Below are 16,453 nucleotides of genomic sequence, written 5' to 3'. Positions count from 1 at the left end.
GCGCGTGGGATCCCGAAATAAATTCGGGATGACGGGTAGTGTAAATGTCATTTCACCTTCAGAGGCCTCCGGATTTAAACACTCGCAATGACGTTTTCCATATTCTTCTTAATTTTGTTATTGAGCTTTTGAAAGCGAAAACGGTCTATCCTCAGAACCAATGCCACGGTTTATAGCCGGTTTATCACCCATTTCAAAGTGTAATACGCCGCCGTTCATAATATCAGCATGGCTGATCCAGTTATGGGTATAAGGCTTGCCATTAAGCGTCGCCGACTGGATATACACGTTCTCCTTGTTGTTATTATTAGCTTCTATCACGAACTTTTTGCCATTTTCCAAAGCGATGGTCATCTTTTTAAATAGCGGACTGCCAATTACATACTGATCGGTACCGGGGCAAACACTGTAAAAGCCAGCGGCGCTCAACACAAACCAAGATGACATCTGTCCTTCATCCTCATCACCAGGGTAACCATTTTCGCCGGCGTTATACATCTTATCCATCACACTGCGCAAATGTAGCTGCGCCTTCCATGGCTGGCCGGCATAGTTGTACATGTAAAGCAAATGGTGAATAGGCTCGTTACCCTGGGCGTACTGACCCATTTTAAATTCGGCCATCTCCGTCATTTCGTGGATCACCTGTCCGTACCCTCCTACTTTGATTGTTCCCGGTTCAGTAAATACCGAATCAATCTTAGCAGTAAAGTTCTTCTCTCCGCCCATCAGGTTGATCAAACCCTGCGTGTCCTGGAAAACCGACCAGGTCCAGTGCCAGGCATTACCTTCGGTATAGGGGCCGCCCCAATCCATAGGGTCAAAAGGTTCAATCCAATTACCTTGGGCATCTTTCGCGCGCATGAAACGGGTTTTGGTATCAAACAGGTTTTTATAATTGTACATCTGCCGGGCAAAAACATCTTCATAAAATTTATTACCGGTGAGTTTCGCCAGTTGATATCCACAAAAATCATCGTATGCAAACTCCAGCGTCCAGGCAGTTGAACCAAGGGTTTGCGGCGTAAAAGGCACATAACCGTTGGCATAATATTCCTTCCAGCCCGGACGGCCATTGGCACTGCCCCACGGACCTTTATTGGTAGCTTCATGATAGTAAGCCTCCAGGGCTTTTTTGGGGTCGAAGGTGCGGATCCCTTTTACCCATGCATCGGTTAACAGGGATATGGCATGGTTACCCAGCATCCCTCCCGTTTCACCCGGGAACGACCATGCCGGCAACCAGCCGCATTGCTGCTGCGCATCAAGCAAGGCATTTACAAGCTGGCCTTCCATTTTAGGGTGCAACACCGTATTCAGCGGGAATTGGGCACGGAAAGTGTCCCAAAAACCATTATCGGTATACATATAACCGTCATGTACCTTGCCATCGTAAGGGCTATAATAGTGTGGCTTCCCATCTTTATTATATTCAAAAAACTGGTGTGAGAATAGATTGGCGTGATACATGCACGAGTAGAAAGTCGCCTTCTGATCTTCCGTAGCCCCCTCAATGGCCATACGGCCAAGCAACTGGTTCCACACTTTATCAGCAGCTTTACGGGTATCATCAAATGATTTGTATTTACCCAGTTCAGTTGTTAAAGTAAGTTCAGCCTGCTCAGGGCTGATATAGGACGAAGCTACTTTGGCTTGTAGAGTTTCGCCATCTTTAAATTTGATATAGGCCCCGATACCTTCGCCCTCTGCCGATTCGTTCTTTTCCGAAAGGGTATTCTTTTTATTTTCCCAGGTGCCGTAATCGGTAAAGGGCTTATCAAAAATAATGACAAAGTAGTTCCGGAAATCTTTAGGGGCCCAGCGGCAATTGTTTACGTACCCTGTTATTTTCCGCTGGGCCGGGATGATTTTTACCCCGCTCATTTTAGTGTAGCCATCTAAAACAAGATAAGAGGCTTTACCCTTCGGGAACGAAAACCTCAGGTGCGCTCCCCGTTCTGTCGGCGACATTTCGGTTGTAATATTATTATCAAGTTTTACCTTATAGTAACCTGGTTGCGCTATCTCGTTATCGTGGCTAAATGATGCCGCCCGTTCATCTTCATTAACAACAAGTTTCCCGGCAACCGGCATGAGCGAAAACACCGCATAATCGTTAACCCACGAATTACACTGGTGCGATTGCTGAAAGCCGCGGATAGTGTGCTCAAAATACTGGTATTTCCATCCATCGCCGTTTTTGCCGGTTTGCGCCGTCCAGGTGTTCATGCCGAAAGGCAATGAGGTAGCCGGATAGGTATTACCGTACGAAAACTCGTATTTGGTATTGGTGCCCTGCCGGGTATTCACATACTTAATAAGGTTAGCCTCCTGCGCAAACAGGTTTCCGGCGTGCATAAGCGCAACTGCGCAAATAAGCGAACGTATTTTCATTGGGTTATATTAAACACTAATTCCATTCGTGCTCCTTCAATTCGAGCCTATTCGTGTTCATTAAATTTTACCCTGATAAACCTTGGGCGGTACAGGTTTGGATATTTCTTCAGATCGTTTAAAAAATCAACGGAGTTAATGTTATAACTGATTAGCAGTTCACCGGGCTTTGATAAGCTTGGATGCGCCTTGGCATTATAAACTACAAACGTTTTGGCGATAAGATCAGGCTTGCAATCCCATAATTTAATGATCGGGCCAAACGGACCTACCGGGCTTGCACCTATCCGCATCCCCACCGATGTGGTCATCCCCCCTACCTGGAATATCAGCGCGTAACGACCATCCGGCAGCGGACTAAAACTTAACTCATTTGATACACTGCTGGTTACATTGGCAACCTGTTCCATATCAGCAACCCAGGCTTTGCCATTGTAGAAAGTCCATTTGCTATAATTCTCAAAATCCCCGGGCAGTACACGGGCAACCATCAGATGCTTGGCCATGCCACGTACTCCATAAACATAAATATAGCCATCGGGCTTTGGCGCGCCGGCTTCTTTGGTATTTACGTAAATGCCGGCACCAAAAGAGCCGCTTTCCCCTTTCTGATCTACCAGGTAAAACGGCGTATCCATTTGCTTCAGGTCTTTATACGGCGGCTTGCTGTTTGCCGGGATCTTGATGAGTGTGTTGCCAACTTCCCTGAAACCAAATGCTTCGTTGCTTACGTTATGCACCCTGTACCCAAAAATGTAGATGCTGTTATTCAATGCCTGGTTTACAAAGCCATCGCCAAGCCAGTAGTAATCTGTAGCTCCTGTTTTAGGTGTATGGGGGATAAAAATAGACTCCGGTTTTCCTTTAGCATTTTTATCCCAATAAAATTTCATTTGTTTATCCAAAGGCTCGTTGCCTTTTAGTTCAGCTACGGCATTGTGGATCATGATGGCTCCCGGAGCCATAGTATGATCACGCACCGCGCCTATCATGCTATCGCTGAAAATAAAAAGCACTTTATCGTTATGTTTTGCCTGGCCAGTCTCCTTGCCATTCAAAGGGATAGTATAAATACCATCGCCCCCAAACCAGCCCGAATCACGCTTTAAAAGGGCCGACCATTCCGGCGCGGCCTCTACCTTAAATTTAATATCGGTAAGATTAACGGTATCAGTTTTTTGCGCAAAGGCCCTATTGGTTAAAACCAGGCTCAAACAAGCTAAACAAACAAGGGTAATTTTCTTCATTAAATGATATTTATAATACAGGTAAATGTTTATGATGATGGCTTTTGTATTTAGCAAACAGCACAATAAAACCTGTTAACCCTCCCATCAGCATTAAAAAGCCGATGAAGCCGGCCTGGGTAAACGGTAAACCTAAAAAATGATAAACCGGGTTTATACGGATCTGCTCTATCAAAAAACGCTCGGTACCGTTGAGCACAAGGTAAAGGAAAAACATAAAACCGGGTGTAACTATCCGTTTACGAAAAACCCACATCAGCAAAAACATACCAATGCAAAGTGCAGCCTCATAAAACGGCGTGGGGTATACCGGGTTAGCCAGTTGATTGCAATAGTTACCCAGGCAACCGGGCAGCAGTGTACCGGCATTGATAGCATTATGCGGATAATTGAACGCCCACATCCAATCGGGCAGCCAGCTTAAAAAACCGGGTTTTAGATGTGGGTTAAACTTACCCCAATCACCGTCGCCCGCCAGTTGGCAACCAATACGGCCAATGCCGTACGCCAGCATCATGCCCGGCGAACCGATATCGGCAAGGTGCACCAGTTTCATGTTATGCCGGTGGCCGATATACAAATAAGTCAATGCGCCAAAGATCAGGCCGCCGTAATAAGCAAATCCGTTGGCCGAAAATATAGTACCCAGCGGATCATATCTCAACCTGTCAAAATGCTCAACGATGTCAAAAAGCTTGGCGCCAATGAAACCAAAAAATCCGACACTGAAAACAATCAACCCCATTAATTGATAAGGATGTACTGTGTATTCAGTTGTTTGTGGTTTAGGCAATGCAAATTTCTTGCGATCGCGGTAAATCCAGAAGGCAAATGCACCTCCAATAAGTACGCCGGCTGTTAAATTTCCCTGCAATGAAAGGATATATGCCCGCGGGTTTGCAGCAAAAACCTGGTAGTTAAAAACGGTTCCAAAAAGTTTAAAGCCAAATAAAAAACCGGGCAAAAAATTAATGATCATTTCAGCTGCCGAAGCGGGTTTTCCGACGATTACCTTCCGCTTAAATGCACTGATCTTTCCAATAGTTTCATACCGTTTAAATTCTGAAGTAAACACTATGTAGGCAAATAGAAAGGCGAGTGCAATAAAAAAACCAAGCGTTTGGATAGGAAATCCAATCCGGATATGGAAGAGATAATATATCAGATCGCCGATGGTTGGAAACATATCCTAATTTAAAGTTTATCTGCCAAATCAAAAAAGGAAGCCGGCACCGCACCGCCGGCTCCTTTTGGTTTATCTATTGGTTTTTAAAAACCAGCCTGGATGCCCAGGTTAATCACCCGCTGGTTAATGTACGCATCGCCCGCGGTATTGGTAGCAATTTCGGGGTCCTGCTGATATTTTTTGTAGTTATCAAACGTGAGCAGGTTATATGCGCTCATATAAATGCGGGCGTTATTAATCTTAAATGGTAACAGCTTGGTTGGCAATTGGTAACCTATATCAACGGTTTTTAACCGCACGTAATGTGCATTTAATAACCAGTAATCAGAAAAATAAGCCGTAGGGCTGTTTACGGAAGTTGGATTGGTAGTTAACCTTGGGAAGGCGGCATTAACCGGGTTTTCGGGCGTCCAGCGTTCCTGGTGAATGGGCTGAAACTGGCTTTGAAATGGTTCGATACCTGTACCAATCACCGCGAAACTGTAGTTAAACGATCCCTGCAAAAGCACACTTACACTAAAACCTTTGTAAACAGCCTGCAATGAAAGACCCAGTATGGTATTTGGCAGGTTTGGATTGCCTATCGGCCTTTTGTCAAAAACGTTAATAATGCCGTCACCGTTCAAGTCCTGGTATTTCAGATCGCCGGGCTGTAGTGGGATACCGTTATCAGGTACGGGTACCGATTTGCTTCCCGAATTGATGGCGGCAATATCGGCAGCAGTATAGTATCCCAAAAAGTGATAACCATATTGCTGCCCGATTGAATGACCGGTTTGCGCCAGCCATGGATATGCCGGCGTAGCCTCATCTTCATATAGGATCTTGTTTTTAGCGTACGAGAACACGAAACCAACGTTGTATTGTACTTTGCCAAGCGTGCTATGATAGCTGATCTGCCCGTCAAGGCCCTGGTTACGGGTTTTACCGATGTTTACGGCAGGCAAACCAACACCCAAAATCTCCGGTATACTCCCCGGTGTAATTAGCTGATTGTAACGGATATCGTGGAAATAATCGGCTGTGATGGATATTTTATCATTAAACAAGTTGGCATCCAGGCCTATGTCGATCTTTTTGGCACGTTCCCAAACTACGTTCGGATTGCCCAATGAGCCTTCATATATAGTATTGTAGTTTTGAGCTGTTTCGCCAAAATTGTAACCACCGCCCTGATTGTAGACCTGGTTATATACATAACGGTTACCCGGCGCTGCATCCGAACCAACCAAACCATAACTGCCCCTTATTTTCAAAAGACTAAACATAGGGAGAGCCTTTTCAAAGAACGACTCTTTGGCGATGTTATAACCAAAGCTCACAGCCGGAAAAATCCCAAAGCGATGATTAGCGGCAAAGCGGTCGGTGCCGTTATAGGCTACGTTAAAGTCGAACAGAAATTTCTGTTTAAAGTCATATCCCACCTTGCCCGATATACCGCGGAACTTTTGCGGCACACCAACCTGCGCGCCATCAAGTAGCGGATAGGTGAAATACGTTTGCGAAGTTTGATTGAACAACAACAATCCCGAAAAATGGTGCGAACCACGGAATGTCCTGTCGTAGTTGGCATAAAGCTGCAGGTTGTAATTATTTGTATTGATATCGGTGCTGCCCGTTAAAGCATAAGTTTGATACACATAAGTAGCACCCGGCCTTAAGGAATATTGATTAGTAGCCGGATCGTAATGATAGGCAGGGATACCACCGTTAAAAATTTGCTTGGTAAATTGTTCAATGCTCGAATAAGCAACCCTGCCCGTTACCGAAAGGCCATTGGTTAAAGCATCAAGCCTTTGCGTAGCACCAAAAAGTACATTAAAATCGGTACGGCGGGAGTGTTGATAGCCTCCTGTTGCCAGCCTGGCGTTAAGCGTTGGCAGGTGATCGGGATTAAATGATGAATAGGCGTATGAATAACTTCCGTTAGGATTAAGATATGGCGCCGTAAAAGGCGTTTCCTTGGTAAAATTATATACCTCGCTTACGGCGTTCTGGTTATAAGGCTGGTTCAGATCCGAAAAACGGGTGGTAATGTCCAGTCGCAGATCAAGCGTCTTATTGGCTTTCAGATCGAGGTTTGAGCGAAAGTTATAGCGTTTAAAATAGTAATTGGTATTCACCAAACTTTGCGGATCGGCAAAATCACGTACCAGGCCATTCTGGTTTAGCGCGCCACCCGAGATGAAATATTTTACCCCGGTTGTACCACCCGAAATATCCAGGTTGGCATTGGTTTGATAGGTGTACTTTTTAAAGATCTTATTGTACCAATCCACATTGGGGTGCCCGTACGGGTCCGATCCATTTTTAAACAGGTCAAGGTCCTGCTGGGTAAAGCTAAGCGGGATGCCGTCATTATGCTGGGCCTCATTAATCAATATCGCTGTATTATATGAATCTAAAAACTGCGGCGTTTTAGTAGGCTGCTGGATGCCGCTTTCCACACGCAGGTTCACTTTAGGGGTGCCGGCTTTGCCGCGGCGGGTGGTTACCACCAATACGCCGTTAGCGCCTTTGATACCGTAGATAGCTGTAGTTGACGCGTCTTTCAGAATCGAGATGCTCTCTATCTCGTTAACATTGATCTGCTGCAGCTGGTCATAGCTGTACTCGATGTCATCTACAATAATGAGCGGCTGGTTACCCGATGGGTTTAACGAACTTACCCCGCGGATATAAAAATCTGAAGCATCCTTACCCGGCTGGCCCGAACCCTGCTGCGAAAAAAAGCCTGGCAATTTACCGGTTAAAGCATTTTGCACGTTGGCCGTTGGCACGGTACGGATCTCACTGGCCGAAATGGAACTCACAGCACCGGTATTGGTAATCCTTTTTTTGGTTCCGTAAGCTACTACAGCTACTTCATCCAAACCGTTGGTATTGGTTTGCAGGATAATATCCATTCTACCCGATTCCGACAGCCGGAGCTCACGCGGGATATAACCAATAAAACGCACAATGATGGTATTTGACTGCCCTTTAAGAACAAGCCTGAACTTACCACCCTGATCTGTAATAGCACCGTTGTTAGGAACGCCTTTTTCAATTACCGATACCCCGGGCAATACCCCGGTAATATCGCGTACAGTGCCTGTTACGGTCCTGCTTTGCGCAAATGACACCGCCGGGAGCAGGATCATTAATATCTGGAAGAGAAGTATTATTTTTCTCATAAAGCTTAATTTTTTTGGTTTAACTGGCTGAAGTTTTGAGATTACCATCCTGGATTTTGTTTCATATTCGGGTTCTTCAAAACCTCGTCATAAGGTATTGGGTACAGGTACATCTTAGGCGCTTCGAATTTGGTAGTGAGCGCATTCACCACGTTATAGGTAAGGCTCGAGCCTATCTTCACAATGCTGATGCCTTTTTGCGGCTGGTTCATTACCGTTTCGGCAATTTTCCAGCGGCGGATATCCCAGTAGCGGTTCTCTTCAAAAGCCATTTCCAGGCGCCGCTCATTTTGGATGATGGCGCGCATCTCCGCTTTGTTCATACCGGCTTTAAGTCCGTAGTTACCGGTGCCCGCATCTATCCCTGCCCTTTTCCTGATGCTGATAACAGCATTATAAACCTCGGGAGTTGCTCCTGCCGATTCATTGAGTGCTTCGGCATAGCCTAAAACCACATCAGCATAGCGCAGGATCTGCCAGTCTATGACATGAGCAGCGTAGGCATTGGTGTTTTCAAAATTGCCCATGAACTTGCGCATGTAATAACCTGTTTTGGTTTGCTGTAATGAGCCGTTGGGTTTGCTGGCCCCTCCTTCATACAATTGCAGATCTGAGTTAAGCCATCTTGCACCGTTATAGAGCACGGTATAGGTTAAGCGCGGGTCGCGGTTCTGGTAAGGGTTGTCGGGATTATAGCCTGATGCCGGATCAGTAATAGCCAAACCGCTTTTCATGGGGAAGGCATCAACCAATTGCTGTGTAGGACTGGTTTGCCCCTTGCCTACTGCCCCGGTAAATCCCACCGGACCGTTAGTGGTTTCAATCGAGGATGAATTATCTGTTTGCCGGATAAATATATTTTCAGAGCTGTTTTGAGTCAGAAATACATCTTTAAAGCTGGGCAATAACGAATAAACATTCAGGTCCATTACCGCTTTTTCGGCAGCAGCAGCCTGTGCCCACCTGTCGGCGCTAAAATCGGTATAACCGGTTAGCGGATTTGAGGCATCAATATTCTGCCCGTTAAATAATGGGCTTGCCGCATACAGCAGTACTTTGGCCTTTAAAGCCATGGCGGCGCCTTTGGTAGGGCGGTGATAATCAGCATTAGGGTTGCTTAGCGGCGCGCTCATCAGGGTGTCCTTAATGGCATCGCATTCGCTTACAATGTACTTGATACAATCGGCAAAGGAATTACGTGGCAAGGCCACATTATCCGTTATAGTAAACACCTTGTTGCCCAATAATGGTACGCCACCGTAACGTTTAACCAGTTCAAAGTAATATAGCGCCCTTAAAAAACGGGCCTCGCTTTTCCATACATATTTCATGGAATAACCATGGTATTGTGCAAGTACCGGCACTACATCAATATTATTCACAAACTCATTAGCCTTACGGATGCCTGCGTAATAATAAGCCCAAAGGTTTTCACCGGAGGGGATAGTATATGAATTATAAGATGCTGTTGAAAGTATGGTTACTACATTTGATGATACCGAAGCCGATGACATGGCATCATCACTGGCCGCGTCAAGATAGTCGTTCCCTACCCTGTTGTGCCCGTTTTGGAGCGTTGCATAAATCCCATACAGGAACATTTGGGCATTGGTGCCTAAGGAGTCCTTTTTGTCAAACACGTAATTGATAGTCACTTTATCAACCGGGAACTGCTCATATTTTTTACAGCTGGCCATTATGGTTAAGATGCCGGCGGCCGCTAAAATTATTTTGTTGAAATTCTTCATGATCGTAATATTTTTATGATGGCCAAAATCAAAGCTTAATGTTAACGCCGGCATTTATCACCCTTTGAATCGGGTAAGCAGTACCGTATGCCTCCGGATCAAAATCTTTGTAGCCATACAGTGTGTACAGGTTTTCGCCGTTCACAAACACTCGCAAGCCCGATAGCCTAAGCTTATGCGCCCACTCATAAGGCAGGTTGTAACCTACCTCAGCATTTTTTAGCCTTACATAATTGCCTTTGCGCAGGTACAAGGTTGAGTTGGCGGTATTATTGGCGTTACCTATTGACAACCTTGGCGCAGTAGCCGTGGCGGCGGTTTCGGGTGTCCACCGGCCTAAAATGGTTTCGTACGCCTGCCCGCTGTAAGTAAGCCCGAGGAAACCCACACCTGCAAAGCCGTTCACCTGCGAGTTATTGAACATCAGCTCACGGTTCGCCACGCCCTGTAACAGGAAACTCAGGCTAAAACCTTTGTAATTGAAACCCGCCGAAAAGCCATAATAAACCAGCGGCCGGTTACCGCCTATAGCCGAAACATCAAACTGGTTGATAATATGATCGCCGTTAAGGTCTTTGTATTTTACATCTCCTGCCTGCGCGGTGTAACCGGTAGTTGTTGCACTGGTGGCAGCATCCTGGGCATCCTTGAAATAACCGATAGCCGTGTAACCATAAATAGCGTTGGTTGAGCGACCGGTGTGCCTGAGCCATGAGTAAGGATATGGCTCTTCGTCGCTAAAAATAATTTTAGACGATTGGATAGAGGCATTACCCGAAATGAAGTAATTGAAATTTTGGATGTGATTTTGATAAGTTAAAGTAAGTTCAGCGCCTTTGTAAAGATTAATACCTAAATTTTCATAAGGATATGAGGTACCCAACAAAGCAATACTGTTTCCTCTAACCTGCAACAGATCGTAATACCTGTCGTGGTAATAATCGGCAGTAATATTGAAATGATTATTAAACAGGGAGATATCGGCCCCTATATCCAGCTTGCGGGCTTTTTCCCAACGGATGTATGGGTTGGCCAATGTGTTTTCAAAATAACCCTGTACCGGGCTTTTGATGGTACCTGTGCTGTATGAATAGCCCTGCGAAGGGCCGTAGGTTTGCAAAAAATTATAGTAACCGTAATTATCTACGTTGTTGTTTCCGGTTTTACCATAGGTGGCGCGCCATTTCCATGAGTTTATCCAGCTGAAATTATCTTTAATAAAATCCTCTTTACCCATTTGCCAGCCAATACCGCCGGCGTAAAACAAGCCATATTGATTGCCCGGAGGATAACGGTTATAACCGCTGCTGTTGGCGGCCGCTTCAATAAAGTATTTACCGTCATAATTATAACCTGCTTTTAATGCACGGTTTGTTGTTACCTGCGAAAGGTCATAGTTTAATACAACCGAGCGTACATCATACAGTGCCATACCGGTTATATTGCTTTTACCAAAAGTCCTGTCGTAATTAACCGATGCCTGGGCAAACGAGTAGCGGGCGCTTGAAACCGTACTGAACGAATTGTTTTGCGCAACTGATGAGCCCACTGCCGAATAAGAACTGTCGGCGTTAAAAGAATAGGCATTATTTTGCAATGAGCGATTTAAAAAACTTTGCGATGAAAAAGCAAGGTTGCCTTTCGCCTTTGCCGATAAGCCTGGTGTTATGCTGCTGAGGTTATAATTCAGATCGAGGTTGGCCAGTACATCATTGCTGCTGGTGCGCTGATAGCCTGAAAACTCGGTTTGCGAAAGCAGGTTGTTGGTATATGTTGTTGTACCGCCAAATGTGTTATTTGGATTATAAAGCGGATATGCATTGTTTGGCGTGCTGTAAAGAGCGCCCAATATGTTTCCATACCCTGCCCCTGGCTGCGTGCTTTGCTGGATACGGCCAAATAACTGAAGATCGACAGTAAATTTTTTGGTTACGTTAACCGCGAGATCGGAGTTAATGATATAGCGGTTAAGATCATTATTGGTGTTGTATGGTACAGCTGATGCGGTGCGGAACATCCCGGCCTGGTCAAGGTAGTTTAATGACACGCTGTACCGCGCTACCTGGGTACCGCCGTTAACATTAAGCTTGTAGCTGGTCATCGGCGAATTATCGCGCAATATGGTTTTAAACCAGTTAACATCCGGATGTCTTAAAGGGTCGGTGTGGTTGCGGTAGGCGTTAAAATCGGCACTGCTGTAAAGGGCCGGCTTACCATCGTTTTGTAACGCTTCATTATATAAATACGCATATTGATAAGCAGGCAGCGGGTTTGGCAAGCCTAAAGGCTGCTGGGTACCCGTTTGTGCAGTGAATGAAATATGCGGCGTACCCACCTGACCGCGTTTGGTAGTAATAAGTAAAGTACCGCGCGAACTGTTGATGCCCAGCATCATATTTGAAAGCGCATCCTTTAATACCGAAACCGATTCGATACTTTCCGGATCAAGCGACGCTATCTCACGCTGAACACCATCGATAATCGTTATCGGCCCCTGCCCTCTTAATGAAAGGCCGAACTCGGTATTGTCATTGGCCGAATAATTATTGTGCTGCACTACCGCCCCGATAAAATCATTTACAGTCTGCACACCGGTTTGAGGTGCGGCGAAACCGCTATACTGCTGGGTATATAAACCGGGGAGTTGCCCGGGTAAAGCATAGGTATACAAAGTTGCTGGTGTGCTGGTAAGCTGATTGGTATAGATAGTTGATATGGCACCCACATTTTTTGATGTGCTGATGGTATCATAAAGCACATTAATGGTTTTAGGTGCCTGAATATAGGTATCTATGAGCCTCACCGTTAATTTAGCAGTGTTTTTAACAGTAACTTGCCGGGCGTTATAATTCGCGGCGGTAAATACCAGCGCATCTCCCTTTATGGCGTTGATGGCAAACATGCCGTCTTTACCGGTAGTTAGGGTACTATTTTTTCCTTTATTAATTACTTTAACACCCTGTAGTGGGTTACCATACTCATCAAGTACAATACCGCTTACCTGACCGGGCCGTGCAGGCGCCACGGAAGCTGTATCCTGCTGCATGGCTGCATAGCTGGTTTTAACCAGTAGCAGCATCAACAGCGTGATACCTGTTAAACATTTATTTATGTAGCAATAAGCCATATTTTTCAGGTTTAAAATTGTTGGCAAAAGGTTTAAATATCGTTTTAGCAAAAGCAATATTGTGTAGTGCATTTGCTTGTTATTTACATTTTCAGATCAACCGCATTTAAATGTATAGGTGAACGGGGCATCAGTATTACCATAGCCTACCTTTACCTTGCCCGTTTTATCTGTAAGGAAGTACTCCATTCTTGTGATGGTTTGCGTATCCCCCGCATTAAAGAATGATCTCGGCCAAAACGTAAGCTGGTACTTTTTACTGGTGGCAGTAGTTTGTTTCAATAATGTTTTAGTGGTTTGCTCACAAACCTTTATGGTTTTGCCATCGCTGGTGTAGGCCGTTGCGCACAGGTAAACTTCACTTGCGCCGCTTAACTGTGTATCGGTAACTGTACCATCAAAAGTCAGGGTTACAAAATCGTTATCCAATGATTTTGGCGGATCGATTGTGGTAAGCTGCGGGTTACAAAAGTCAACCAGGTCACCGCTGCCGCCGGTTACTTCAAAACAGGTATTACCAAGCAGCACACTGTAATAAGTACCGTTGCCATCGCTGGTAAAACCGTTACCGCTGTCGGTTATGGTATAGCCCAGTTTAACCAACATGTTATTATTATCGGCGCCTACTTTTGTTTTGATATTCAGATCGACAATAAACTCTACCCCACCGGTATGGCTGTAGGCTTTATCAGTTTGGTAAGCCACCCATTCCATGTCATCAATAAGGTTACCACCGTTACCGAAAGTTTTTTTCATGTATGCCGACCAGGTAAGGCCGTCGCCTTTTTTAGGTAAAGTACCGTCGGGTATCAGGGACATGGTTCCGTTACCTTGTTTGCTGGTGTAAGTTATAGTGGTATTCTGCGCTGCCTTCCAGCCTTTAGGCACCAAAAAACCAAAAATGAGGTAGTCGGGGCCTCCATCTCCCACAGTAGGGATATCACAGTGTACCGTTATCGGCACAACTGAACCTACGGTAGCTGTGGCCGGCTGATCAACACTGGTAATTTGTTCGCCGCAGCAGGCTAAAGCAATACCCAGCACCACCAAAGCACACAGCTTCCATAAATTTTTACCTTTTATATGTAAATATGATCTCATAATTTATCGGTTGCTTTTAGTTTATCAATTGGCTTTTTCAAGCACGTACACATAAGTATTATTGGTACAGCCCGGACTGAAGGTTATGCTTAGCTGCCTCTTGCCGTTTACTATAGGATAAGTAAAAGCTGTTGAAACCGGCTTATCGCCCGTGGCAGTAAAGGTGATCTTAAACGGATACTGCGGATCATCAAGTGCAAAAGCACCGTCCTTGCTTACCAGGAAGGGCAATTTGTTCACCAGTGTATACCCTTTATCGGTAAAGCTGATCCTGAACTGGCTAAAATCAATAATGGAGGTTAAATCGGTGCCATTACGGGTAGCTTTGATCACCCGCCAGTTGCCGGCGATATCCTTGGGGGCCTCGCTTCCGGGGACTATCTTTTCGGTTTTACATGATGAAGCCGCCAGCATAAAGACAGCTATCAGCAGCATGTAAAACCATTTTGCTTTGTAATTATATTTCATATCAATACTATTATACTGTTGGTGATTAATAGCCTGGGTTCTGGATCAGTTCGGGCGATTTGGCTACCTCGCTTTGCGGGAAAGGCCACAGGTACATCGCTTTACGGAAATTGCGTTTGCGCACATCAAATTGTTTGTAGGCCACTGCAGCACCATCGCGGTCAACTTCCATCCCTTTGGTAGTGATGTTGTCAGTTTGGTCGGCAATTTTCCAGCGGCGCACATCCCAAAAGCGGTGCTCTTCAAAAGCCAGCTCAATACGGCGTTCGTTTTGAATGGCTGTACGCATATCAGCCTGGCTCAAACCCGCGGGCAACTGGTATGGGTTTAAGCCCGCCCGTTGACGGATAGCCTCAACTGCCGAATAAACTAATGCGGTTGGCCCTTCATATTCATTAGCAGCTTCGGCATAGTTCAGCAAGATCTCGGCATAGCGGATCAATGGCAGGCAACGATCTGTCCGGTGCATAAAATCATTGGCCACTGCAGCCGGGTCGAGCATTTTATTGGTGTAGTATCCGGTGGTAGTGCCAACATGTACAGCATCAGGCCCCGTTGTATTTCCGTTGTATTTGCCAACAAAAATATTTATGGGCGAGGTACCTGACGAAAGCCTGATTTGCAATGGTGTTTGGTCATGGATGATGCTATAATCCAAACGCGGATCGCGGTTAGCATATGGATTATTGGGATTATAGTTTGATGTAGGGTCTGTTATACTTTTACCGTTACTCATCGGGAAAGCATCAACCAATCCCTGTAGGGGGAAAGCACCGTTTTTGCCCGTACGGGTTGGTGGTTGCCATAAATTCTCTAAATCCACGTTGCCGGTCGGGCGCATCAACTGAAAAATATATTCGGTATTTACACGCTTGGTAAACAGCTTTTGAAAGCCAAAACCCGGGGCGGTGGCATTGTCAACGTTGAGACTATATACGCCAGTTGAGATAACGGCAGCCGCAGCTTGTTCGGCAAGTCTCCAGCGCTCTTTATCGTAAGCCGGGTATCCCGCCAATTCAAGTGTTTTACCCTCACCGATAGACTGCCCGTTGAACAAAGGGCTTGCGGCGTAAAGCAACACTCTCGCTTTTAAAGCGAGGCAAGCCCCTTTTGATGCCCTTCCATAATTTACCCCCGATTGCACAGTTGGCAGGTCCTGCGCTGCCGCGTCACACTCGGCAAGGATATAATTCACGCAATCGGCATAGGTATTGCGGGCAGCTGGGATCTTATCCGTATAGGTGTAAACACTATCGCCAAGTAAATGCACACCGCCGTAATGTTTCAGTAATATAGCATAATACCAGGCCCGTAAAAACCGCGCCTCAGCTTTCATCTGTGTTTTGACGAAATTATTGATGGGTGCCTTAGGCAAATTTTTAAGCAACTGGTTTACCGAGCGGATATTGGTATAGCAGGTTTTATATGCATCATCGGTAACCACAGCGGCATTGATGGTGCCTGTTTCAAATGCCAGGGCTGTTGATCCGGCAGATGCCGATACTTCCGCTTCGTCGGAGGCAGCGTCGATACCGCCGTTAGGTGTAGGCGAAAGTATTGGCCCGTAGGTAAACCTTCCTGCCGCCGCACTAAAACCAACATTGCTGTAAATGCCGGCTAAAAACGATACGGTATTGGCACTATCGGTAAACACTGTCTCCCCGGTTAGGTTTGATGTTTGTGTTTGCCCCAGGAAACCTTCCTTTTTACATGAAGTAAAAACAAGGAAGCCCCCGAAAACCGAATAAGCAAGAACCTTGAAGTAAAGTTTTTTCATACTATAGGGTTAGTTAACATCATGCTTCGACAGAAAAATATAAAATCGTTTTAGCAATTTCATATTTTAACCCGCGGAGCAAACGTTTTAAAAGCTGTTTGTTAATTGGTTTATAATTCAGATGTCGAAATCCGATACTAATATAGTTTATAAAAACGATTTAGCAAATTTTTCACACTATTTTTTTATAATTTTTAAAATCACAATTTCGATACCGGAATTTTAACAA

Annotated in this window: 9 protein-coding genes; all 9 read right to left on the bottom strand. The window is 45.3% G+C overall.

Annotation, left to right across the window (positions count from 1 at the left end; genetic code table 11):
• Positions 1-117 precede the first annotated feature (117 nt).
• Positions 118-2,394, bottom strand: coding sequence for a GH92 family glycosyl hydrolase (locus J3L18_RS06770; RefSeq protein WP_129570908.1), 2,277 nt, complete (start codon positions 2,392-2,394; stop codon positions 118-120).
• Between the two features lie 47 nt (positions 2,395-2,441).
• Positions 2,442-3,641 (bottom strand): DUF5005 domain-containing protein, encoded by a 1,200-nt coding sequence (locus J3L18_RS06765; RefSeq protein ID WP_129570907.1) that lies wholly within the window; start codon positions 3,639-3,641, stop codon positions 2,442-2,444.
• Between the two features lie 10 nt (positions 3,642-3,651).
• Complete coding sequence (locus J3L18_RS06760; protein ID WP_129570906.1) at positions 3,652-4,827, bottom strand: prolipoprotein diacylglyceryl transferase; 1,176 nt, start codon at positions 4,825-4,827, stop codon at positions 3,652-3,654.
• A gap of 83 nt (positions 4,828-4,910) precedes the next feature.
• The gene (locus J3L18_RS06755) at positions 4,911-8,003 is read right to left on the bottom strand and encodes a SusC/RagA family TonB-linked outer membrane protein (RefSeq protein WP_129570905.1); all 3,093 of its coding nucleotides are present in this window, start codon (positions 8,001-8,003) and stop codon (positions 4,911-4,913) included.
• Positions 8,004-8,044: 41 nt separating this feature from the next.
• Positions 8,045-9,751: a RagB/SusD family nutrient uptake outer membrane protein gene (locus J3L18_RS06750; RefSeq protein WP_129570904.1), complete on the bottom strand. Its 1,707-nt coding sequence runs from the start codon at positions 9,749-9,751 to the stop codon at positions 8,045-8,047.
• A 28-nt stretch (positions 9,752-9,779) separates the two neighbouring features.
• On the bottom strand, positions 9,780-12,878 hold the full coding sequence (locus tag J3L18_RS06745; RefSeq protein WP_129570903.1) for a SusC/RagA family TonB-linked outer membrane protein: 3,099 nt from the start codon (positions 12,876-12,878) through the stop codon (positions 9,780-9,782).
• Positions 12,879-12,974: 96 nt separating this feature from the next.
• The gene (locus J3L18_RS06740) at positions 12,975-13,979 is read right to left on the bottom strand and encodes a DUF4961 domain-containing protein (protein ID WP_091162745.1); all 1,005 of its coding nucleotides are present in this window, start codon (positions 13,977-13,979) and stop codon (positions 12,975-12,977) included.
• Between the two features lie 24 nt (positions 13,980-14,003).
• Complete coding sequence (locus J3L18_RS06735) at positions 14,004-14,447, bottom strand: DUF5004 domain-containing protein (RefSeq protein WP_129570902.1); 444 nt, start codon at positions 14,445-14,447, stop codon at positions 14,004-14,006.
• A 25-nt stretch (positions 14,448-14,472) separates the two neighbouring features.
• Complete coding sequence (locus J3L18_RS06730; RefSeq protein ID WP_129570901.1) at positions 14,473-16,224, bottom strand: RagB/SusD family nutrient uptake outer membrane protein; 1,752 nt, start codon at positions 16,222-16,224, stop codon at positions 14,473-14,475.
• Positions 16,225-16,453 lie beyond the last annotated feature (229 nt).

The sequence above is a fragment of the Mucilaginibacter gossypii genome (assembly GCF_017569325.2).
In the GTDB taxonomy this organism is placed as follows: Bacteria; Bacteroidota; Bacteroidia; order Sphingobacteriales; family Sphingobacteriaceae; genus Mucilaginibacter; species Mucilaginibacter gossypii.
Note: the sequence above shows the minus strand (reverse complement) of the source record. Positions and strands in the feature narration are given on the sequence as shown.

Coding starts and splice junctions, on each gene's coding strand:
- J3L18_RS06770 (WP_129570908.1), bottom strand. CDS start 2,394: ATGAAAATACGTTCGCTTATTTGCGCAGTTGCGCTTATGCACGCCGGA.
- J3L18_RS06765 (WP_129570907.1), bottom strand. CDS start 3,641: ATGAAGAAAATTACCCTTGTTTGTTTAGCTTGTTTGAGCCTGGTTTTA.
- J3L18_RS06760 (WP_129570906.1), bottom strand. CDS start 4,827: ATGTTTCCAACCATCGGCGATCTGATATATTATCTCTTCCATATCCGG.
- J3L18_RS06755 (WP_129570905.1), bottom strand. CDS start 8,003: ATGAGAAAAATAATACTTCTCTTCCAGATATTAATGATCCTGCTCCCG.
- J3L18_RS06750 (WP_129570904.1), bottom strand. CDS start 9,751: ATGAAGAATTTCAACAAAATAATTTTAGCGGCCGCCGGCATCTTAACC.
- J3L18_RS06745 (WP_129570903.1), bottom strand. CDS start 12,878: ATGGCTTATTGCTACATAAATAAATGTTTAACAGGTATCACGCTGTTG.
- J3L18_RS06740 (WP_091162745.1), bottom strand. CDS start 13,979: ATGAGATCATATTTACATATAAAAGGTAAAAATTTATGGAAGCTGTGT.
- J3L18_RS06735 (WP_129570902.1), bottom strand. CDS start 14,447: ATGAAATATAATTACAAAGCAAAATGGTTTTACATGCTGCTGATAGCT.
- J3L18_RS06730 (WP_129570901.1), bottom strand. CDS start 16,224: ATGAAAAAACTTTACTTCAAGGTTCTTGCTTATTCGGTTTTCGGGGGC.